Here is a 22327-nt window from a genome sequence, read left to right as displayed (position 1 = left end):
CATGAATGCATCACCAGGCCGCGCTGCATCCCCGCGACGTTGCGCATTTCGCATGACTCTCGTCGGATCGGCAGCGGTGCTTGTCCTGTTGATCGCCGCCCCGGCGGCGGTCTATCCGGTGTTTCTGATGAAGCTGATGTGTTACGCGCTGTTCGCCGCAAGCTTCAACCTGATGATCGGGTATGCTGGACTGCTCTCGTTCGGGCATGCCGCTTTTCTCGGGGCGGGCGGATATCTTTGCGCCTATGCCGCGAAGGCATGGGGACTAGACCCTCTCGCCTGCCTGCTCGTCGGCGTCGTAGTGGCGGGGTTATTGGGAGCGATCATTGGCTTTCTCGCCATACAGCGCAAAGGCATCGAATTTTCAATGATTACGCTGGCTTTGGCCCAGGTCGTCGAGTTCATTGCACAACAAGCGCCATTTACGGGCGGTGAAGACGGCATCCATGACGTCCCACGCGGCCATCTGTTCGGATTCATCGATCTGAACAACGCTGTGGCGATTTACGCTTTCGTGCTGGTTCTTTTCGTGCTCGGAATGGCTGTGGTATGGAGAACGGTCAACTCGCCCTTCGGCCACGTCCTGCAGGCCATCCGCGATCACGAGGACCGGGCAGTTTCACTCGGCTACGGCGTGCGGCGATACAAGCTCACTGCGTTCATCATTTCCGCAGCGCTCGCCGGATTGGCCGGGGGCATAAAGGCGCTCATCTTCCAGTTGGCTACATTGGACGACGTGAGTTTTCATGTATCCGGTGCTGTGATCCTGATGGCGTTGCTGGGTGGCGTCGGCACGTTCTCCGGACCGTTGATTGGCGCAGCGCTCGTCGTCGCGCTGGAAAGCGCGCTGGCGACGTCAGAGTTTCCCGCTCCGGTTATCACGGGCGCGGTTTTCGTCCTCTGTGTGCTTGTGTTCCGGCGTGGCATAGCGGGTGAAATCGCGCTTAGACTAAGAGAGCGCAAGGCTCGGCGCAATAACGGGGACAATGGTGCCGTCACAGCTCAACCTCATGAAATCAAGGCAGTCGACGGTTGAGCCGCGGCTGAAACGGCCGTATCGTTCGATCAGCATCACACAGATCGCAGTCTCCTTTGAATTCAATTCGTCCAGGAACCTCCATGACCCCGTTCGCCACGATACAACCGCCGAACGAAGCGTGGCTCGCACGTGCTGAGCCGGAGCCCGTTCTCGACCCGGACTTGCCCATCATCGACACGCATTTGCATTTGTGGGACTTCGGCGGATATCGCTACTTTCTCGACGAGTATGTACGCGACCTCGAAAACTGCGGGCACAATGTCGAAGCGTCCGTGTTTGTCGAATGCTTCATGATGTATCGCGTGCGCGGCCCGGAGCATCTGAAGTATGTCGGCGAAACGGAGTTTGCGCTCGGCATGGCCGCCATGGCCGCGAGCGGAAAATACACGCAATCCCGGGTGGCCGACGCAATCGTTGGGTACGCCGATCTGACGCTCGGAGAGAAAACGCGCGAAACCATCGAGGCTCACGTTCAGGCAGCCAACGGCCGCTTCAGAGGGGTGCGCCAGCGCGCGAAATGGGATGCCGATCCGGCGGTGAAAGGCAAATATAGCGCCGACCGACCCGGGCTCTATCTGGACCCGGAATTTGGCCGGGGCATCGACATGCTTACTTCCTTCGGTCTCGCGTTCGATGCAAGCATCTATCATCCGCAGATTCCCGATGTCGCAGCGCTCGCGCGAGCTCATCCGGATGCCAATATCGTGCTGATCCATAGCGGCAGTCCGGTAGGCCATAGCTCCTATGCCGGCAAGGAAAAGGAGAATCACGAAACGTGGCTCGCGGGAATGCGCGATCTCGCACGATGCCCAAACGTATCGGTGAAACTGGGCGGCATTCTGATGAACCTCGCCAACTTCGACTTTACGAAGGCTCCAGCGCCGCCCACTTCGCGCCAGCTTGCCGAACTGTGGCGTCCCTACATCGAGCCGTGCATCGAATTGTTCGGCGCCGAGCGCTGCATGGTCTCCTCGAATTTTCCAGTCGACAAGGCGGGCTTCGGCTACGGGACTGTGTGGAACATGTTCAAGCACATCGCCGCCTCGTGTTCGCCGCATGAAAAAAGGATGCTTTTTAGCGAGACTGCGCGGCGCGTTTACCAGATGTCTTGAAGAACGCCCTTTGCAAGGCTTTCAGTGCCGACATGCCGCGGAGAAAGCGCGATCCGCTCAAGTATCGCCGGACGCGAAGAGCGACTCCCAACCCACAAACCTGCCGAGCGGAATAATCTCCCAGTCGATAAGGCCAACCCTGGCAAGTGGAAATTCCGCCAAGGCTTGTCTGGCGGCCTCTATCGAATCGCTCTCAGCAATAATGGCGACGCCCGGACGGTCCTCACGAAAGTAAATGTCGCGCACAAAGCCGGACTTGTAGAGATGCCAGCCGTGGCGCACTTCTTCATGAAGATGAGGCTGGTACTTTTCCGGACTGGCGCCCGGTAGAGGGATGTCGAGACAAAGCAATCTCATCAGCGGGCTCCTTGGAAGAATCTGGACAGTCGAGCGTCGCGCGCTCCGTTAGACCGCAGCTCCAGCTTTGAACCGGCCAGCCACTTCAGCCACCCGCTGGCCAAGGTGAGCAGCAGTCAGCAAATCGCTTTCGATCGGGGTCACGTCGGGCGATGCGTCATCTGACTGGGCCATGGCGCCGAGCCAACCGCCAATCCGGTTCATGTCGTTGCTGTTGGTGCTGGCAAAGAGATCGAGGCCGACCCAGATCATTCCGTGCTGAGCAGCGAACAAAGCCATGGAGACGAGCGAGCTGAGCTTGTCGCCATGCATTGCGCCGGAATTGGTGAAGCCTGCGGCGATCTTGTTGCGCCACTTCATAGGTAGCCAGGCGGGCCTTGTCGAATCCTCCATGAACTTCTTCAATCTTGACGAAAGCGATCCGTTGTAGGTGGGAGCGCCGAAGATGATGGCATCGCTGGCAGCCAGCGTTTCCCACGGCGTTTCGCCATCGGCGACCGCTATCAACTGCGCTTCGGCTCCCGGCACGCGTCGAACACCGTCGGCGACTGCCTGGGCCTGTTTTTTCGTGTGGCCGTAGCCACTGTCGTACACGATGGTTATGAGCATTTCGATTCCGCGCCATTGATAAGTTGGGGAGATGCCCCCATTGTCGCCAACCTCATCCTTTACCAGAAGTTGCGATTGGGTTGAATCAACCTCAACTGAAAGTTTAGAATGGTCATCTGCGGCAACTATGGCACGCACGAAAACAATCACCCGGTAACGGAGAATGGCGTGGATTCATCGCAGCGCGTTCGCGCGATCATGTCGCTGGTCCAGGCAGTGGATACCGGCAGTTTCGCGGCAGCCGGCCGCATGCTCGGTGTCACGTCGGCCGCCGTCAGTAAGAACGTGGCCGGCCTGGAGAAAGCCTTGGGCGTGCGACTCATGAACCGCACGACCCGCACGCTGAAGCTCACCGAAGAGGGAGAGGCATTTCTGCGCCAGGCTCGCGTTGCTTTGGAGGCGCTCGATGCCGCGGTCGATGCGATCGCAGCGCAGCGCGCTGTGCCTGGAGGACGGGTTCGAATTTCGACGAGTTCAGCCTTCGGCCAAGACCACGTGCTGCCGGCGCTACCGGCATTACTCAATCGCTACCCTACCCTTTCCGTCGAGGTCGATTTCGATGACCGGATCATCGATATCGTGCGGGATGGTTACGATATCGCGGTGAGGGGCGGCACCATTCCCGATTCTGCCCTCGTGACCCGTCCGGTCTGTCGCTTGAACGCAGTGCTGGTTGCCTCTCCCGAATACCTGGCGCGCCATGGAGTCCCGCAAACGCCTGAAGCGCTGCAATCGCATCGGCTCATCGCGAGGAAATTCCTGAGCGGTCAGGCTGCCTCGTGGAGCTTTAAGGCCGAGGACGGAAGCATTACCACACTGGACCCGGCGAACCGAGCGATGTTGACGCTATCAGCGCCCGAATCGCTCGTTCGGGCAGCCTGCGACGGCGTTGGGATTGCCCAGGTCGGTGTCCATCTTGCCTGGGATCACCTGCTGTCCGGTGCATTGAAACTGATCCTCCATGATTCACACCAGCCGGGAACGTACGAGATGGTGATGCAGTACCCGCATCGGGCGCTGATGGCCCCACGCGTGCAGGCAACACTGAAACATCTGCAAGAGGCGTTCGCGGCAGATGCAAAACTGCATGTGCGGATGAATGCTTTGGACGCTTATATCGCATAGCACTCTGCGCAACGCGGCGTCACACTGGGGAGCGTCAGTCGAGCTTACCGTGTACCCCAAAAAATACGACTCGACTGTCTCAATGGCTGCCGTGAGAATCAAAAGGTCATCCACCTCGCGAGCATCAAGCCATGTCAAGCACGAATAGCGCGCCATTGCCCCTGGAGGGAATCAGGGTCGTCGAACTCTGTCATCTCATCGCCGGACCCTATTGCTGTCAGATGCTCGCGGACGAGGGGGCTCAGGTGATCAAGATCGAGCCGCCTGGCGGCGAGCTGACCCGACATCGTGATCCCATCCGACAAGTAACCGGCGAGCAGATATCCGCTTACTACGCATCGCTCAACTGCAATAAGCACAGCATCGTGCTCGACCTCAAGAACGCGAGCGGACTCGGTGTTCTGCACGAACTTCTGGAAACGGCGGACGTACTTGTGACGAACCTTCGCACGTCGGCACTGGAACGGCTCGGCGTCCATCCAAAGGCCTTACACGAACGCTATCCGCGGCTCGTGATCGCCTGCATCTCCGGCTTCGGAATGGAGGATGCGGGGGATTACGCCGATCGCGCCGGACTCGCGATGGTCGCCGAAGCGATGGCTGGCGCGACGGGCCTCACCCGCGACCACGCAGGTCAGCCCGTGTGGTGCGGTTTCGCTCTCGGCGATATCGCCGCTGGCATGACCGCCCACGCCGCCATTCTGCTCGCGCTACGCAATCAGCAGCGCTACGGGATGGGCAAGCTCATCGATCTCGGTCTCGTCGAGTGCATGTTGCCGATGGTCTCCGTGGCGCTCGGACGCGTACAGGCGGGCAACACGGCGCATACCGCTTTCGCTGGCTCGAATGGCTTTCATGGCGTGCCCTACGGCGCGTTTCCAGCGTCCGATGGATACGTCAACATAGGCGTGAATCACGACTCGTTCTGGCGGCGCTTCTGCACGGCCATCGACCACCCTGAACTGGGCAGCGACGAACGCTATGCGACGTATCTCGAACGCGTGAAGCGGCAAGCGGAAGTGCATGAGATCACCGAGGCGTTTACAAGGACGCATACCCGCGCGGAAATCGTAGCGAGACTGGTCGAAGTGGACGTTCCAGTGGCCAGCATCCTGAGCATGGACGAAGTCGTTTCGGACGCGTATCTGCACGCGCGCGGCGCGCTGCGGCAAGTCGAAGACGGATTGGGCGGGACCTTCACACTGCCTGCGTGTCCTGGCGGATTCGGCACGTTAGCGCATCCACCGCGCGTGCCGCGTCTCGCCGAGCATCGCAATGAAATTCTCGCGACCGGACTCGGCCTCACGCCTGAAGACATCGCCGAACTCGAGCGATCAGGCGCCTTCGGCCAACCTGCGGCGACGTCGTTCCAGGGAAAAGCAGTCGACTCAAGAGAGCCCGCGCTGCCTCGATAAGCGCATCCTCGATCTGTGCCTCAGAGCTATTAGTCAAAGGAACAACCATGGATACTGGACTCTATTTCGAAGAATATGCCGACGACTGGACGTTTGAAACCGAGGCGGCAACGATTCTGGATGAACACGTGCGCGCTTTCGTGCAACTGCATGGCTTCAAAACGCCAACGTACACCGATCCCGCCTACATGCAGGCGGCCTACGGAGGGCGAATGGTGCCCGGTATGCTAGTGATGTGCACGGCCGAAGGTCTCGTGATGAACGCAGGCGTGACGCGCCGCCGTGGAATTTTTCTGATGGAACTAACGCCCCGGTTCAGGAAGCCGGTTTATGCGGGCGACACCATTCTGAATCGCATTCGCTTCAAATCGAAGCGTTTGACGAGCCGACCTGATCGAGGTGTAGTCGTCACTGCTCACCAGGTGATCACCAACCGCGGCGATGTCGCAATCGAGTACGATTCGGTGCGGATGATCCGCACGCGCCTGTTCGAAGAACCCGCCGAACAAGCGACTCCCGGCACGTCGGACAGCTGATCAATACAGTTCCTGAAAGGCGTCCGGAACTTCTCATCCCGGGCGTCGCGGGGCGTTGCTCGCTTCAAGGCGGATCAGTGAGCAGCGCCGTGCCGCAGTTCACATTCCAAGTTCCTCACCGATCAGAATCACATTGATCCGCTCCGAAAACCGTGGCAACGCGCCCTCCAGAATGCCGGTGTAATTGCAGATCCGTCGCGGATGATCGCAGTCCGAACACACGCCGCTCGATGCGCACGGCAAGTCCCCATACCAGCTTCGCCGATGCATGTCGAGGTGACGCCTGACGTTGACCGGCGCGCAGAACTCGTGAATGCGATCGAATGCCGCGTCGAGATTCTTGACGATCTTGTTGATTCCAACGACGATCACGACCTTGCCGGGTCCGAAGATCATCGGTGCGACGCGATTGCCACCGCCGTCCGTGCTCACGATCTTGCCATCCATCGTGACGGCGTTCGCTCCGGTCAGATAGACGTCGGCGGAAAATACCTCGCGTTGCAATCGCGCATAGAGCTCGCGGTTCACTTCGTAGTCGCCGTGGATGTTCAGACCGTTGCCGTCCTTCTCCTGCGGCCACATCACCTTGTTCTTGCCACGCGCGCGCAACGCTGGGACCACGTCCAATTGGTCCAGTGTCACCGAATCGGCGCGAAAAACCGTTGCGCCGTCGGGCACCAACGCCAGGATCGCCTCGAGCGCCTGCGCCCGTTGCGCGACATATTGCGCCTGAAAATGTCGCCGTTGAAAAGCGGCGACGACAGCCTGAGCGCGCTGTTCCCTGACCCAGTTGACAGGATGAGAGATATCGCGTTCGTCGACGGGTGAGCTGGCATGCATATCGAACCGCTCCTCGATGAAAGGATCTGCAGTATGTCAATCGGCGTGGACATTCGCGGCTTTTACGACCGGGCCCCAGCGCGCGATTTCCCGTTTGACGATCGAACTCCAGCCGTCCGGGGCGCAAGCGTTCGGCGTCAGTCCAAGCAATCTGAAGCGCTCCTGTACGGCCGGCTGAGAAATCACCTTGGTGATTGCTTCGTTAAGCTTCTTCGCGACCGCCAGGGGCGTATTAGCGGGAACCATATAGCCGTAGTTGCTCGATGGATCGAAACCTTTGAATCCAGCTTCCGTCATGGTTGGAAGGTCTGGAAAGGTTGAGACGCGCTGTAGCGAGCTGACGGCGAGCGCGCGCATCTGTCCGGCGGCCACACCCTGGATCGCCTCCGGTTGTGAAGCGAATGAAAAGTCGAGGCGCCCGCTGACAAGGTCCGGCACCACGGCGGATTCGCCCTTATAAGGAATGTGCAAGGTATGGATGCCGGCGGCCTGGCTGAAGAGTTCGCCTGACAAATGTCCGACCGAGCCGACTGCGCCCGATCCGAAGCTGAGTCCTTGCGGTTTCGTTTTGGCATACGCGACCAGGTCCGCCACGGAATGGCTCGGCGCGGACGCCGGGACGACCAGTACAAGGGTGGACCGAACCGCGCAGGCAACCGGTTCAAAATCACGCGTCAGGTCGTAACGCGGCTTGGCACGCATCACCATGTTAATGGTGAGCGGCGTCGAGACTTGCAGCACGGTGTAACCGTCGGGGTCGCTTCGACCTGCGTACTGCGTGCCGACCAGACCATCGCCACCGGGACGGTTCTCGACGATGATCGGCTCGCCCAGTTGGTCCGACAGCGGTGCACTGACGATGCGCGCGATCGTGTCCCCGATGCCTCCCGCCGAGAATGGGACGATGAGATGAATCGGCCTCGACGGATAGTTGTCCGCAGCATGCGCGCCGGGTGTCTGCGAGCAAATGGCGCAGGCAAATAGCGCCAGCAACGTCTGTTTCATGAATGTCTCCTTATATCGGCTCGATGGGCCACGCAGGGTGCTCCTGTCCTTCGAGTCTTTGCTCAATGTGCATTGATTCTGGGAGTGAGAGCGGATCACTGTCGAGTCGCTTTTTTTGGCGCAGACGGTAAGTTTCGCTGACCGCCCCGTGTACACGCGTGTGCTCGCGCCGCACACGACCGCAACCAGCGTCCGCTCGCGCTCCGCTTCTGCGTCGGGCTTGGCAGCCGACGTACCTACTCACAGAACGGCATGCAAGTTGCGTGCGCTATGTCATCCCACCCTGCCCTGATACGGACATGGAACTTCGACACTTACGCTACTTCATTGCCGCAGCCGAAGAAGAGCATTTCGGACGCGCCTCAGACAGACTGCATGTGACGCGTCCCGCGGTCTCGCAAATGATCGCCGACCTGGAAAGCGAACTGCGCACACCACTGTTCGAACGTCTCGCGCATCGGGTCAAATTGACGGCGGCCGGACACTGGCTGCTGCCGCGACTGCAGAAGGTCATGTCCGACCTGGACGACGTCGTCGTATCGACCAAACGCGTCGGGGAAGGCAAGAGCGGAACATTGAACATGGGGTATGGCTCGCTAACGCTCCTTCATTCGCTGTTTCGAGCAGCAATCAAGCAATTCCGCGACACGTATCCGGATATCTCCCTTTCCTTGTTCGAAATGGCCACTTCCGCGCAGCCGAAGGCGCTGGCAGACGGCAAGATTCAGGCGGGCTTCATGCACTTCGGCCCGAGCCCCGCGTTGACCTGCGAAAAAAGCGGCGACAGCGTGCTGGCGCAGGACCAGACGGTCCTCGAGTGGATTCGCATTCAGCGCGGCGAACTCGGAGTGGTCGTGCCCGCCGACCATCCGTTTGCAAAAAAGCAGGCTGTTGCGCTCGCAGAGCTTGGCAATGAGCGCTTCGTGGTGGTGCCACGCTCAAGCATCAGTCCGGGGTATGGGCCGCTGTACTCGCTTTGCCAGAAAGCCGGCTTCGAGCCGCAATTCGTGCAGGAGGTCGGGTCGATCTCCTCGCAACTCAACCTGATCTCCGTGGGGATGGGGATCGGTCTCGCGGTGATTGGCAAGAACTTCACTTATCCCTCGAGTCTTGCCGTAATCCCGCTAGTCGACGTGAGCTTCACGACGAGTTTCGTGTTTGGGTGGGTCAAGGGTCAGCGCGACCCTGTGTTGGACCGCATGATCGATATCGTAAAAGCGCTGTCAGAAGAACGCTAACGGCCGGCGCTACCCAAAGAGTGCCGCAGCTTTGCGAAGTGCAGGACGCTCACATATTCGGATAGTTCGGGCCGCCACCGCCTTCCGGCGTCACCCACACGATATTCTGCGTCGGGTCCTTGATATCGCAGGTCTTGCAGTGCACGCAGTTCTGCGCATTGATCACGAGCCGCTCGTTGCCTTCCTCGTTCTTCACGAACTCGTACACGCCAGCCGGGCAATAACGCGACTCCGGTCCCGCATAGGTCTGCCAGTTCACATTGACCGGCACGGTCGGATCTTTCAGCGTCAGGTGCGCCGGCTGGTTTTCCTCGTGATTCGTGTTCGAGATGAACACCGAGGACAGCCGGTCGAACGTGAGCTTGCCGTCGGGCTTCGGATACGTGATCGGCTTGCACTGCGACGCCGGCTTCAGCATCTCGTGATCGGAATGCTGATGATGCAGCGTCCAAGGCACATTGCCGCCGAGCAGCTTCTGCTCGAGACCGACCATCAGCGTGCCGAGGTAGAGACCCTTGCTCATCCACTGCTTGAAGTTACGCGCGCGATACAGCTCGGTGTAGAGCCACGACGTCTTGAAGGTTTCCGGGTAGGCGGTCAGCTCGTCCGACTGACGGCCGGCCTGCACGGCGTCGAATGCGGCATCGGCGGCGAGCATGCCGGTTTTGATCGCGGCGTGCGAACCCTTGATACGCGACGCGTTCAGGAAGCCCGCGTCGTCGCCGACCAGCGCACCGCCCGGGAACACCAGTTTCGGCAGCGACAGCAGGCCGCCCGCGGTGATCGCGCGCGCGCCGTACGACACGCGCTTGCCGCCTTCGAGAATCGCGCGGATCGCCGGATGCGTCTTGTAGCGCTGGAATTCCTCGAACGGCGACAGATACGGATTCGAATAGCCGAGGCCGACCACGAAGCCGACCACGACCTGGTTGTTGTCCATGTGATAGAGGAACGAGCCGCCGTACGTATCGCTTTCGAGCGGCCAGCCGGCCGTGTGCATCACCAGACCCGGCTTGTGTTTGGCGGGATCGATTTCCCACAGCTCCTTGATGCCGAGGCCGTACACCTGCGGATCGACGCCATCGCGCAGCTTGAACTTCTCGTTCAGCTGGCGGCCGAGGTGGCCGCGCGCGCCTTCGCAGAACAGTGTGTACTTCGCGTGCAGCTCCATGCCGAGCTGGAAGTTCCCGGTCGGCTCGCCGTCCTTGCCGATGCCGAGGTTGCCGGTGGCGACGCCCTTGACCGAGCCGTCGTCGTTGTACAGCACTTCGGCCGCCGGAAAGCCCGGGAAAATCTCGACGCCGAGCGCCTCGGCCTGCTGACCCAGCCAGCGCGTCACGTTCGCGAGGCTGATCACATAGTTGCCGTGGTTCTTGAAATTGTCCGGTAACGCCCATGTCGGCACGCTCTTCGCTCCCGTTGCCGACAGGAACAGGAAGCGGTCTTCGGTCACGTCGACCGTCAGCGGTGCGCCTTTTTCTTTCCAGTCCGGAATCAGCTCGGTCAGCGCGCGCGGATCCATCACCGCGCCCGACAGAATATGAGCCCCGATCTCAGAGCCTTTTTCGAGTACGCACACGCCAAGCTCGACGCCCTTTTCGGCGGCGCGCTGCTTCAGACGAATGGCCGCCGACAGGCCCGCAGGGCCGCCGCCGACGACGACGACGTCATACTCGATCGAATCTCTCTCGGACAAAATCACTACCTCCTGGATGTTGAATGCTGGGGTGAACGCGGTGTCGCCGAAATGATTCGACGCGCCCTTATCCAGCATTTGCCCCCGTCCAGCATACTGAGTTGGACATGCAATGCCGAATTGCGGCCCTTAGGTGCAAGAGCCATACCATTCGCTCGTACAGGACATCCACGCCTAAAGTGCCCAGCGAAACAGACGATCCCTCCTCGGATGGAGCCGTTCCTTGTTCCCTGCATAGACAGCCGGATGTCCGCTAGAAAGACACGCGACGTCTTTACTTTCTTAATCAAGCCAGCTTCGTGTGCTGCAAGGCTGCACGTTGCGGAGCATCGCGTATCGACGCAGCTCATACATGCCCGACAAAGAAGATTGGCATTCATATTGCGTTGTCCATCGCGCTTCACTTCTATTTTTCTTAACGCTATTGGAGACTCGCTTCATGAAATCCAAGTCGTGGCTGCGCGCAGTAGCAGCCGTCTTCGCGCTCGCCAGCGCCGCGTCGGTCATGGCCGACGATACCTACCCGAGCCATCCCGTGCGTATCATCGTCAATGTCGCGCCAGGGGGGTTGACCGACGTCGTCACTCGCCTGGTCGCGCAGCGCATGAGCGAGACGCTCGGCAAGGGCGTGACGGTCGAGAATCGCTCGGGCGGAGATGGGCTCGTCGGGATTCGTTACGTCAAAGCCGCCGCTCCGGATGGATACACGATTCTCGCGGCGGCCGGTACGATCGCGATTCAGCCATCAGTCAAGCTCGAACCCGGGTATGACCTCAACAAGGACTTCGTCGGCATCGGACCGATGGCGCGTTCGCCGTTGCTCATGGTCGAGTCGTCCGACCTGCCGGACAAGTCGCTGGCCGATTTCGTCGCGCGGGCGAAGGCGAACCCGAACAAGCTGTCCTACGGCTCCGCTGGTGTCGGTTCGACGACGCATCTCGGCGCGGCCCTGTTCTTCAAGCGTGCTGGCGTGAGCTTGCTCCATGTGCCATACAAGGGAAACGGGGCAGCAATGACAGACGTGTTGAGCGGACGGGTCGCGACCATATTCGATGCCTACGGCAGCAGCGTCGCCAATGTCAAGGCGGGCAAGCTCAGAGTGCTGGGCGTGACGTCCACCGCACGGCTAGCGTCGCTGCCAAACGTACCGACGATGGCCGAGCAGGGCTATCCCGACTTCAGCTACTACCTCTATCTGTGTCTCGTCGCGCCAGCCGGCACGCCGCCCGCCGTCGTGCAGCGGCTCTCCGACGCGTTGCACGCCGCAACGGCAAGCAAGGAACTGATGGCGCGCTTCAGCGACAATGGCCTGGAGCCCATGACGATGCAGCCTGCCCAGTTCTCCCAGTTCCTCAAACAGGACGAGACGAACATGAGCAAGGTAGTTGCTGAACTTGGCATCGAGAAGCGCTAGGCCCGCCGGATAGTCCGGACGAAGCGAAGTTCATGCTTCGTCCGGTCATGACAGATTACGGTTCGGTGCCGCGCGGTGTGCGTCGGCTCTCAACGGCCAATACGTCTGAAAGCCAACGTACTTGCTACGCTGTCGCGGCCTTTTCGGCGGCACTGGAGTCTGCCGGGATCGTCCTCACGATGGGTTCGCGGCGGTCCGGCGAGGCCAGCGGCAATCCAAGCCCCGCTCGGCGCGCGAGCCATGGTGAAGGGCGGTATCGCTGATCGCCGAACGTCGCGTAAAGACCCTCCAGGATGGACAACACGCGCCTGGCACCCAGCCTGTCGCCCCATTCGAACGGCCCCACGGGATAGCCAAGGCCCAGACGCACGGCCATGTCAATATCCGCGGGCGATGCGATGCCCTGCTGCGCCATTTCGCACGCCAGATTCACGATGCAGGCCACGACGCGCGGCGCGACGAAGCCCGGAGAATCAGCGATCACGTACGTAGGAACTGAATGCGCGGCAAACACAGCCTGAGCCATGTCGACCGTTTCGGCAGCGGTTCCCGGGCATGTCATCAAGGTGATGCCCGACGGTCCGCCAAACACCGGGTCGACGCCGATCGCCTTCGACCCATCGGCGCCCAGTTCCATTACAGTTGTGGAGAGGTCGCGATCGAGCGGTGCGAGCAACACCACATCGGCATCGCCGATGTCGGCAACGGGCGCATGAGCATTCAGGAGCGCCGCGATAGGTTCAGGTAATGCCGCAGGTCCGTGGGTCGACCACCAAAGCTTGGGCGCGACCACGTTTGCCGCTGCGGGCTGCACCATGGTGTGCCCCGCTGGTTTGCCATCGTAGCGATAGAACCCTTCGCCGGTTTTGCGCCCGAGAAGGCCGGCCACCAGACGCGTCCGTGCAAGCGGCACGGGTCTGTAGCGGTCGTCGCCATAGTACTGCGAGTGGATCGATTCCATGACGGGGACTGAGACATCTAGTCCTGTCAGATCCAGCAATTCCAGCGGCCCCATGCGAAATCCCGCACAGGTTCGAAGAATGGCATCGAGCACATCATGACTAGCCGCTTGTTCGGCAAGGAGCTTGAGCCCTTCCGTCACGAAAGCGCGTCCGGCATGATTGACTACGAAGCCCGGTGAATCCGAGGCGACGATCGCGCGGTGACCAATGCGGCGCGATAGCGAAATGAGTGCATCGGTGGCCCGCGGGTCTGTGCGCGGCCCTCGTATCACTTCAACCACTTTCATGCGCGTTACCGGGTTGAAGAAATGCCAGCCTGCCACCCGGTCTGGATGCGCGCAGGCGGCGGCAATTTCGGTGACGCTGAGGGACGATGTATTGGTGGCCAGCACACATTGCTCGTCAACGATGGTTTCGAGCTCACGGAACAATTGCTGCTTTGCATCCAGTCGCTCGACAATGGCTTCCACCACGAGATCGCAGCCCTTCATATGATCCAGGCTGTTGATGCCTACTATCCGCGCGAGTACCGCTTGCGCTTCGGATTCAGACATCACGCCCTTCGCCGTCGCACGCGCGAGATCCTCTCGAACGGCGTCGATCGCGCGTGACACGGCCGCCTCGGCTGCATCGAACAACTGCACGCTGCAGCCGGCCATCGCGCATACCTGTGCGATGCCACGACCCATCGCGCCGGCACCGACGATACCCACTCTGCGCAAATCCTCTTTCAATTCCCACTCCCTTTCCGTTGCAAGCATGAATGGGCCCGCCCTGGCGCGGGCCCGGCTCAATTGCCCAGCAGATGACGCTCAACGCCCCTTGAACTGCGGCGTGCGCTTTTCCTTGAACGCGGCGACCGCTTCGCGGTGGTCTTCGCTGCTGCGCACGATCGGCAAATTCGCGGCGACCAATTCATGCGCGGTCGCGAGATCCTTATCGAGCCCGAAGCGCATCACGCGTTTGATCAATTGCACGGCCAGCGGTGGTCCGTCCGCGACACGACGCGCGAATGCATAGGTGCCCTCCATCAGCTGCTCGTCCGGAAAGACCCGGTTGACGAGCCCGATACGCTCCGCTTCGCGCGCGTCCACCCAGTCCGCGCTCCAGAACATTTCCAACGCCTTCGACATGCCTACGATCCGCGGCAGCAGATAAGCGCCGCCGACTCCCGGAATCAGGGCCATGCGCAAATAGGTCTCGGCAAAGCGAGCACTCTCGGCGGCGAAGCGAAGGTCGCAGGCGAGCGCAATGTCGAGGCCTCCGCCCGTCGCGAGACCATTCAAGGCGGCTAGCACCGGCTTGTCGATTTCGGCGATCTTGCGCGGCAGCCGTTGAATGCCCTCGGCGACACGCGCTTTAATGTTGGCGGCGGTTTGTTCCGCACTCGACGAAAACGATTCGACGTCGCCGCCAGTCGTGAACGCCCGCCCGGTGCCGGTCATGACGATCACGCGCACGTCCGGATTCGTCCGACACTCTTCCAGCGCTTCGAGCCAGGACTCCTGCATGGCATCGGTGAACGCGTTGAGCTTCTCCGGACGGTTGAGTGTGATCGTTGCGATGCCGTTGTCGATCGCGAACTTTAGTTCTTCGGACATGACGTCTTCCTCATCTGGCCGCGTTCAGTTCTTTCGCAACGTCGTCCTTGCGGATGTCGCGCAACCCCGTCCTGCCGTGATGACGGTCCGCCAGCTTGTAGCCCAGTGCGTCTTCCGCGATCAGGATCTTCTGCACGTTCGCCGAGCCCTCGCCCGTGAAGAACATGTCCGCATAGGCCCGGTACCACGACACCCGGTATTCCTTCGCCAGACCATAGCCACCAAAAATCTGCACCGCCTTGTCCGCGCACAGCTTCGCCGTCTGCGACGCGTGGTACTTCGCGATCGCCGCCAGCCGGTTCGACGGCTCGCTCTCGTCCATCGCGATCGCCGCCTTGTACACCAGCGCCCGGCTCGCCTCGATCGCCACCGCCATCTCCGCGATGTCCGACTGGATCATCTGGAACCGGCCGATCGGCTGGCCGCGCAACGTGCGCTCGTTGGCGTAGCGAACCGCATCCTCGAAGCACGCGCGCGCCACCCCCAGCGCCTTGGCCGCCACCCCCACACGCCCCGGCTGCAGCGTGCGCATGATGATCTTGAAGCCCTCGCCCTCCTCGCCCAGACGGTCTTCCACCGGCACCACGAATTCGTCCAGGTACACGACGTTCGTGCGCAGCGCGTTGGACAGCCCCATCGTGTCGATCGGCGTTGCCGTCCACCCCGGATACTTCTTCGGCTGCACGATGAACGCGGTCACCCCCTTGGCGCCCGCAGCCCGGTCTGTCTTCGCGAACAGCACGCCGACATCCGTCTCGTTGGCGATCGACGCCCACATCTTCTGCCCGGTGATGCGGTATACGTCGCCGTCGCGCCGCGCGAACGTCTGCATGTTGCCCGCCGCGTCCGAGCCGCCACCCGACTCGGTCAGCGACATCATGCCGATCGTCACCCCCGCCAGCAGATTCGGTACGTACTTCTGGATCTGCCCGGGCGTGCCGCCGAAATAGATGCAACTCGGACAGGTCGAGCCCTGCTGGTTGTTGCATGAGGCAAAGCGCACGTCGATGCGGCACATCTCCTCCTGGATCACCGCGGCAGCGAGATACCCCATGTTGCTGCCGCCCACCGACTCCGGAAACACCGCCCCGTACAGGCCCGCCGCACCCGCCTTCCTGATCAGCTCGCGCGGGAACTCGCGACGCTGCTCGTAGCCTTCCATCACCGGCACCACTTCGGTCTGCATGAAACGCTTGACCATGTCGCGTACCGCTTCGATCTCCTCGGACATTGCTGGATCCACCACTTCCTCCTTTGCCGTTTTCGGAAGCGCTGTGCGACTTCATCCGATGCATGCCCACAGCGCCGTGTGCGGCGATCAATCTGCAACATGCATGCCATTCAGGAACACATGGGTTACTTTCGCGTTGCGACACGCTCCAGGCTTGCAGGAGCGTGACGGCAACGCGTTCCAGCGTGGTCTACCGATGTCCGCAAAGAAGACGTTCGCCGGCGTAGTGTCTTTGCCGCACACATGCGCTGGCTCCGATCCTGTGTGACGTCGATCGTGAAGGCGGGCTCTGCTTCTCGCCGCATTGCCGTCATCCAGTCTCCCGGCGCACCGTCATGGCTGGCCATCGGTCTCCGGCACGTTCGCCAGTTCGCAACACCAGGCGAGGCGTCGACTGGTCCAGATCTGTCTTGCTGGCTTCCCCAACTCATGTCGCTGATCGAGCCCGCCGACGCGCAGTGAGTACGTAGGAGGATCGCTCACGGCACACGAGAAGATTGGCGATCCGCAGTTCTCGCAAAACGCGTGCACACGCTGCGCCCCGCTAGCCGCCGTCTTCACATAGCGGCGCGGCGAGCCGTGCAGCAACCGGAAGCTTTCCGCGCGCGCCAGCACGTTGGCGCGAAAAGCCGACCCCGTCAGCGTCTGGCAATCCAGACAATGACATATGCCAATGGTGTCGGGCTCCACTTCCGCTTCATAGCGAATCGCGCCGCAATGGCATTGACCTTCGACTTTCACGATGACCTCCTCGATTGCGAGACGTCGCACAGGCGCAATGTCTGCATCAACAGACTTTAGATGCTCTCAGATCACGGATCCTCTGCTCACCGTATCCCAGGTCGCGGAGTATCTGATCTGTATCCGCTCCCCCATCTGGTGTCGAACGGCGCAGCACTCGCTCGCTGCCTTCGAAGTTCAGCGGCGAGGCCACGAGGTGGAGCTCGCCCAGAACTGGGTGCTTCACCGGGCACGCCATGCCGAGCAACTGAACCTGTTCGTCGTCGAAAACCTGGTCCATGGTATAGATCGGGCCGCACGTAACCCCGACCGCGTTCAGTTTCTCGATCCAGTGTTGCATCGTTTGCGTGCGGATGACTTCAGCGATGCCGGCGTGGATTTCCTCACGATGCGTCGCGCGGCCATCCCGGGTGCTCCACTCGGGACGCTGCGCCCAGTCTGGACGATCGATTGCTTCACACATCTTCGGCCACATCCGCGAATTCGGCGCGGCGAGTGTGATGTGACCGTCAGCGGCCTCGAACACGCCAGTGGGGATGGCTGTCGGATGCTCGTTGCCGACGCTGCGTGGGATCTCGCGATCGACCAGCCAGCGAGCAGCCTGGAAATCCAGCATGAACAGCAGGCTTTCGATCAGGCTGGTATGAACCCAACGCCCCATTCCGGTCCGCTGCCGCTCGTAGAGCGCCATCATGATCGCAAGCGCAAGCATGTTGCCCGCGCTCAGGTCTCCGACTGCGATGCCGGTACGCAACGGTGGGCTACCGGAGTGCCCTGTTACGGACATCAGCCCCGTCATGCCTTGCGCGATCTGATCGAGCCCGGGCCGATCACTGTAAGGCCCCGCCTGACCGAAGCCACTGATGCTGCCGTAGATCAGACGCGGATTGATCGCGCGCAGGTCTTCGTAGCCGATGCCTAGCCGATGCTTCACCGCGGGCCGCATGTTCTCGATCACGACGTCGGCGTCCTTCACAAGGTCAATGAGGACTGCGCGTCCCGCCGGATCTTTCAGGTTCAGTCGCAACGACCGCTTGTTGCGATGCAGGTTCTGGTAGTCAGAACCCCGCTGTCTGCCCGTTACGTCTTCGTGTGCCGCCGAGCCCGGCGCGGCGAGTGGCTGGTCCACACGAATCACGTCCGCACCCCAGTCGGCCAGGTGCCGCACCGCGGTGGGGCCGGCACGTGCGTGCGTGATGTCGATCACCTTGAGCCCCGCCAAGGGCAATGTTTGAGTTGATTCCGTCCTCCCACGAGGTTTCACGATGTCCTCGATATCCGCCATTTCCGACTCCCGTTCGTTTGCACAGTAGGTCTAAGCATCGTGAGTGCAAAGCGCTTGTGCGTCGAGTTCCTCCTGGTTAGAGCGCTCCAAGAATTGGTCATGCCTTCCCAATGGTTTTCACGCTCAAACTTTTCGTTGCTTTACACGCGCGACCTGGACGATAAGAATGAATCGGGTGGGTTCCTGGATTGAGTCACCGGAGAGTCGTTCGATGAGTGAAGGTATTCAGTTGGAAGACGAGATGCGAATCATTGGCAGCTACGCTGACGGAAAGCTGCTGGCGGGACGGATCGATAACATCGGCATCTTGCTCTTCAATCAGCCCCAGAAGCGAAACGCGATCAACCTTGAAATGTGGGATGGCATCGCCGAGGCGCTCGACCTGCTCGAGGCGGACCGCGAAGTGCGGGTGGTCGTCCACGCAGGCGCGGGCGGAAAAGCGTTTACTTCAGGCAACGACATCAGTCAATTCGCCGCCCGTAGAAACGACGCAGACGCAAACGTGGAATTCAAGCGCATCACCGGTCGCGGACGAAACAGGATGGCCAGCTTCGCAAAGCCGAGCGTCGCTTGCATACAGGGCTTCTGCCTGGGGGGCGGTCTCGCGACAGCGCTACTCGCCGATCTCCGTGTGGCCGCGGCCGATGCCATGTTCGGCGTCCCGGCAGCACGGCTCGGCATTGCATTTGGCCTCGATCCAATGGAGCTTCTGGTGCAACTGGTAGGTCCGTCCCGCGCGCGCCTGATGCTTTACACTGCCCGACGCTTCACGGCCCTCGAAGCACAGGCCATGGGACTCGTGGATTGCGTCGTGGAAGCACAAGACGCGGTTCGTGAGACTTTGGCCCTGGCTCGAAGCATCGCGGAGAATGCGCCGCTCTCAGTGCTCGCCGCCAGGTTTGCGATTGGACAAGTAATGAAGGCGCCGCACGAGCGCGACATCGCCGCTATGGACGCCTTTACGCGCCGTTGCATGAACAGCGCGGACTATCGGGAAGGCCGCGCGGCGTTCGCTGAGAAGCGCAAGCCGCAGTTCACGGGCGAATGAAGCAATGCTTAGTGCTCGGCCATCACCTCGCGCTCGAGGCGTTCCCGCTGGAGCTCTGGACAGAGCTGCTCGAGAAAAGAATGGATGTAGCCCGGAAGGTGCGCACCTCGTCGCAGCAACGCAGCCGACACTGCCGGTTCGAACAGATGTCCGGCATCTCTCGCTTCCAGCCCGCTGTCTCTCTGCGCGTCGTAGCAAAACGCCGGGATGATGCCCACGCCGAGACCGGCCTCGACATAGGTCTTCACCACGTCGGCGTCCAGAGCCTGAACTGCGAGATCTGCTTCGAGACCGGCTTCCTCGAACTTGCGCAGGATGCGACCACCTTCCGGCCTCGGCGAGTGCGGAACGATAAGACGGTAATCAGCCAGCGCTTCGAGCGTCAGCGTGCGCAGAGTCAACAGAGCATGTGCGGCGGGTGTCACCAGCAAGCGTGGCGAATTCAGAAACGGAATAGCCACGACTTCCGGGGGCAGCCGGGCGGGCAAATGGGTGACGCCGAGTTGAACGGTCCCATCCCGAACAAGTTCAGCAACGCGGTCGGGCGTTCCTTGCAGCACGTTAATGCGAACCTTTGGAAAGGCACGACTGAACGCTGATACCGGCGGCAGCAAGACATAGGTAGCGTGCGCGTGACTGGTGGCGATCGCGACGCTGCCGACCGTCTCGTCTCCCGTCTCTCGCGCCATGGCCCGGATGTTGTCGGCGCACTGCAGCGCGCGTCGGGCCCACTGAAGGGTCCGAGCGCCCGCATCGGTAAGCCCGGTCACGCGTCCACCTTGCCGCAACAACAGGTCGATGCCGAGTTCGTCTTCCAGCTCGCGCACCTGCTTTCCGACTGCAGGCTGCGTGGCATGCAACACGTTTGCGGCCCGTGAGATGTTGAAACCCGCGTCAGCGACCGCGCACAGGCACTGAAGTTGTCGAAGCTTCATTCAGGATGCCCAGTTCGGTACGGCTCGCAAGTGGAGCGCTTCATGCCGAATGCTCGCTCGCCATGGACTTCGAAAAATCGATAGCCGCCATCTCTTCCAATAGCCGGGCCATCGCGTCGAGGTTCTCCTCTCCACCGAGCCGGTGGGCGCCTACTTCGAACAGGTTGCGAACCGCGTTTGCGATGAACAACGGTGCGCCACAGTCTATCGCCATTTGCGCGGCAAGCTTCAGGTCCTTGACCATCAACTGGAGCTGGAAATTCGCCGTTTGTCCACCCGCCGCCAGGACCGGCAGAATCCGCTCCGACGCTCCGTTCCAGCCCGAGCTCCGGTTGATGACCTTTGCCATAGATTCGATCGACAAGCCGTATTTGAAGCCTGCGGCGGTGGTTTCGTACGTGATCAAGCGGTTACACGAAGCGACAGCGTTGTTGATCAGCTTGGCTACGTGCCCATTACCAGTTTCTCCGCAATACACAATGTTCGGGCTGATGGACTCGAGAATCGGGCGCACGCTGGCAAAAGTACCGGGCGCGCCGCCACACATGATTGCGATGGTGCCCGCCACTGCGCCTCGCGGACCTCCCGAGACGGGCGCATCGACCAGCGACACACCCAGCTTCGCCAGGTCGGCCGCGATTCGGCGCGTTTCGCTGGGGTCGCCAGTCGTCTGATCGACGACAATCTTACCGGCGCCCAGTCCTTCCGAGAGACCGCCCGGTCCGAACACAACTTGCCTGACGATCGCGGAGGTCGGCACGCAGATCATGATTACGTCGCATGCCCGGGCGAGAGACGGCAGGTCAGCGGCGTCCAGCGCGCCCTCCGCTTCGAAGGTACGCACCAGATCCGCTCGCGCGTCGAATACGTGCATCTTTCGTGACAGCATCAGGCGGCGAGTGAGTGCGCCCCCCATTGCTCCAAGTCCTACGTAGCCGACCTTCAGCATGTTCGGATCGGCGGGCACGGCGGCTTGCGCATCGTGCACAGGTGTTTGCTGAAGCGGCTCCTTGATGCATGCATCCGACATCGACTCGATCAGCTCCACGACGTCTTCGAGTTGCGCGGACTTCCCGAGCGTGTTCACGCCCACTTGCAGCAAGCCGCGCACGACACTCGCAACAGGCATCGGCGCTCCGCAGCTCATCCCGAGTGCAACGCCCTGGTTCAGGTCCTTCAACATCAGCGAAAGCGCAAATTGCGTCGATTGCCGCCCTTCGATCAGCGCCGGCAACATGGTCTTCGACGTGCTGTTTCTCCCAGAACCTTTATTGACGACGTCAGTCATCGCTTCGAGCGAAAGGCCCATCTTTTTGCCCATCGCGACGACTTCGAGCGTAGCAAGGCGACATCCTGCATTCATCGTGTTATTGACGAGCTTCATCGCTTGCGCGTCGCCCAATCGGGTACCGCAGTGAATGACGTTGGAGGTGATTGCGCTCAAGATCGGTAACACACGTACGAAGAGATCGTGCGCACCCGACACCATGATCGTGCTGTTTCCCGCTGTCACCGTCGACGGACCGCCCGATACAGGCGCATCGAGCATATGGACACCCCGCGTGGACAATTGCGCGCCCATCTCCCGAGTGACAACAGGATCGCCGCTCGTCTGGTCGATGATCACCGCGCCATCGGAGAGCCCTTCCCCGAGCCCGTGCGGGCCGAACACAACTTGCTGTACATCCGCGCTACGCGGCAGACAAAGCAATATCACATCGGAGCGGCGCGCCAATTCGGCAGCCGTTGAAGCACGCTGTGCGCCGAGCTCTTCCATGGCGTCCACTGCGGTCTTATTGATGTCCCATACGCACAAGCTGTGCGTTGCGAGAAGACGGCGTGCGAGCGCACCTCCAAGCGCGCCAAGGCCGATATAACCAATGACCATTTCCCACTCCTGATGTTTGTCTATTTGCGCACGTACCGCGCGTTTCCGGGTTATGGGGCAACGGGAGCGGTGACCGATGCACGCGACAGTTGCCCCCTTGCTCGCGACGGTTTGGAAACGCAAGACATGTGCCATTGCCTTGCTTGCGTCACAACAGAACCGTCATCTTTGAAGGTCGAGCGCCATACATTCGTTGTGGTTCTGTATCGAGCAAGTACAGATGTATGCCGGAGCGACGCCGATGTCCTCG

Annotated in this window: 20 protein-coding genes; 8 read left to right on the top strand and 12 right to left on the bottom strand. The window is 61.0% G+C overall.

The genetic code is table 11. The features are described from left to right. The first annotated feature begins 1 nt into the window (after position 1). A complete protein-coding gene (locus tag L0U84_RS25355) occupies positions 2-1036 on the top strand; it encodes a branched-chain amino acid ABC transporter permease (protein WP_233853748.1) in 1035 nt (344 codons plus the stop codon). Positions 1037-1119: 83 nt separating this feature from the next. Continuing rightward, positions 1120-2151, top strand: coding sequence for an amidohydrolase family protein (locus L0U84_RS25350; RefSeq protein ID WP_233853747.1), 1032 nt, complete (start codon positions 1120-1122; stop codon positions 2149-2151). A 57-nt stretch (positions 2152-2208) separates the two neighbouring features. Here the strand turns inward: L0U84_RS25350 and L0U84_RS25345 are convergent, their stop codons facing one another. After that, a complete protein-coding gene (locus L0U84_RS25345) occupies positions 2209-2508 on the bottom strand; it encodes a superoxide dismutase (protein WP_233853746.1) in 300 nt (99 codons plus the stop codon). Positions 2509-2556: 48 nt separating this feature from the next. Beyond that, complete coding sequence (locus tag L0U84_RS25340; protein ID WP_233853745.1) at positions 2557-3117, bottom strand: flavodoxin family protein; 561 nt, start codon at positions 3115-3117, stop codon at positions 2557-2559. 168 nt (positions 3118-3285) lie between these two features. Here L0U84_RS25340 and L0U84_RS25335 point away from each other — a divergent pair, with 168 nt between their 5' ends. The 3 genes from L0U84_RS25335 (at position 3286) to L0U84_RS25325 (ending at position 6193) form a co-directional block, all read left to right on the top strand. Next, complete coding sequence (locus tag L0U84_RS25335; RefSeq protein WP_233853743.1) at positions 3286-4242, top strand: LysR family transcriptional regulator; 957 nt, start codon at positions 3286-3288, stop codon at positions 4240-4242. A 131-nt stretch (positions 4243-4373) separates the two neighbouring features. Next, a complete protein-coding gene (locus L0U84_RS25330) occupies positions 4374-5657 on the top strand; it encodes a CaiB/BaiF CoA transferase family protein (RefSeq protein WP_233853741.1) in 1284 nt (427 codons plus the stop codon). 47 nt (positions 5658-5704) lie between these two features. Continuing rightward, on the top strand, positions 5705-6193 hold the full coding sequence (locus L0U84_RS25325) for a MaoC family dehydratase (RefSeq protein WP_233853739.1): 489 nt from the start codon (positions 5705-5707) through the stop codon (positions 6191-6193). Positions 6194-6292: 99 nt separating this feature from the next. Here L0U84_RS25325 and L0U84_RS25320 read toward each other — a convergent pair whose 3' ends face one another. Next, positions 6293-7033: a lactate utilization protein gene (locus tag L0U84_RS25320; protein WP_233853738.1), complete on the bottom strand. Its 741-nt coding sequence runs from the start codon at positions 7031-7033 to the stop codon at positions 6293-6295. Positions 7034-7069: 36 nt separating this feature from the next. Continuing rightward, on the bottom strand, positions 7070-8038 hold the full coding sequence (locus tag L0U84_RS25315; protein WP_233853736.1) for a Bug family tripartite tricarboxylate transporter substrate binding protein: 969 nt from the start codon (positions 8036-8038) through the stop codon (positions 7070-7072). 263 nt (positions 8039-8301) lie between these two features. Here L0U84_RS25315 and L0U84_RS25310 point away from each other — a divergent pair, with 263 nt between their 5' ends. Beyond that, the gene (locus L0U84_RS25310; protein WP_233853735.1) at positions 8302-9276 is read left to right on the top strand and encodes a LysR substrate-binding domain-containing protein; all 975 of its coding nucleotides are present in this window, start codon (positions 8302-8304) and stop codon (positions 9274-9276) included. Positions 9277-9325: 49 nt separating this feature from the next. Here L0U84_RS25310 and L0U84_RS25305 read toward each other — a convergent pair whose 3' ends face one another. Then, entirely contained in the window at positions 9326-11050 is a 1725-nt protein-coding gene (locus L0U84_RS25305; RefSeq protein WP_233853734.1) for an electron transfer flavoprotein-ubiquinone oxidoreductase, read from the bottom strand. A 361-nt stretch (positions 11051-11411) separates the two neighbouring features. On the opposite strand from L0U84_RS25305, the gene L0U84_RS25300 reads away from it, so the two are divergent. Continuing rightward, positions 11412-12386 (top strand): Bug family tripartite tricarboxylate transporter substrate binding protein, encoded by a 975-nt coding sequence (locus L0U84_RS25300; RefSeq protein ID WP_233853733.1) that lies wholly within the window; start codon positions 11412-11414, stop codon positions 12384-12386. A gap of 124 nt (positions 12387-12510) precedes the next feature. Here the strand turns inward: L0U84_RS25300 and L0U84_RS25295 are convergent, their stop codons facing one another. The 5 genes from L0U84_RS25295 to L0U84_RS25275 form a co-directional block, all read right to left on the bottom strand. After that, entirely contained in the window at positions 12511-14109 is a 1599-nt protein-coding gene (locus L0U84_RS25295; RefSeq protein ID WP_233853732.1) for a 3-hydroxyacyl-CoA dehydrogenase, read from the bottom strand. Positions 14110-14160: 51 nt separating this feature from the next. Continuing rightward, on the bottom strand, positions 14161-14949 hold the full coding sequence (locus tag L0U84_RS25290; RefSeq protein ID WP_233853730.1) for an enoyl-CoA hydratase/isomerase family protein: 789 nt from the start codon (positions 14947-14949) through the stop codon (positions 14161-14163). A gap of 10 nt (positions 14950-14959) precedes the next feature. Then, entirely contained in the window at positions 14960-16180 is a 1221-nt protein-coding gene (locus L0U84_RS25285) for an acyl-CoA dehydrogenase family protein (protein ID WP_233853729.1), read from the bottom strand. A gap of 333 nt (positions 16181-16513) precedes the next feature. After that, entirely contained in the window at positions 16514-16921 is a 408-nt protein-coding gene (locus L0U84_RS25280) for a GFA family protein (protein ID WP_233853724.1), read from the bottom strand. A 46-nt stretch (positions 16922-16967) separates the two neighbouring features. Further along, the gene (locus tag L0U84_RS25275) at positions 16968-18206 is read right to left on the bottom strand and encodes a CaiB/BaiF CoA transferase family protein (RefSeq protein WP_233853722.1); all 1239 of its coding nucleotides are present in this window, start codon (positions 18204-18206) and stop codon (positions 16968-16970) included. Between the two features lie 211 nt (positions 18207-18417). Between L0U84_RS25275 and L0U84_RS25270 the strand changes: the two genes are divergently transcribed. Beyond that, entirely contained in the window at positions 18418-19254 is an 837-nt protein-coding gene (locus L0U84_RS25270; RefSeq protein WP_233853720.1) for an enoyl-CoA hydratase, read from the top strand. 8 nt (positions 19255-19262) lie between these two features. Here L0U84_RS25270 and L0U84_RS25265 read toward each other — a convergent pair whose 3' ends face one another. Further along, the gene (locus L0U84_RS25265; protein WP_233853719.1) at positions 19263-20189 is read right to left on the bottom strand and encodes a LysR substrate-binding domain-containing protein; all 927 of its coding nucleotides are present in this window, start codon (positions 20187-20189) and stop codon (positions 19263-19265) included. A 40-nt stretch (positions 20190-20229) separates the two neighbouring features. Beyond that, the gene (locus tag L0U84_RS25260; RefSeq protein WP_233853718.1) at positions 20230-22212 is read right to left on the bottom strand and encodes an NAD(P)-dependent oxidoreductase; all 1983 of its coding nucleotides are present in this window, start codon (positions 22210-22212) and stop codon (positions 20230-20232) included. Between the last annotated feature and the right edge of the window lie 115 nt (positions 22213-22327).

Source organism: Paraburkholderia sp. HD33-4 (assembly GCF_021390635.1).
Taxonomy (GTDB): Bacteria; Pseudomonadota; Gammaproteobacteria; order Burkholderiales; family Burkholderiaceae; genus Paraburkholderia.
Note: the sequence above shows the minus strand (reverse complement) of the source record. Positions and strands in the feature narration are given on the sequence as shown.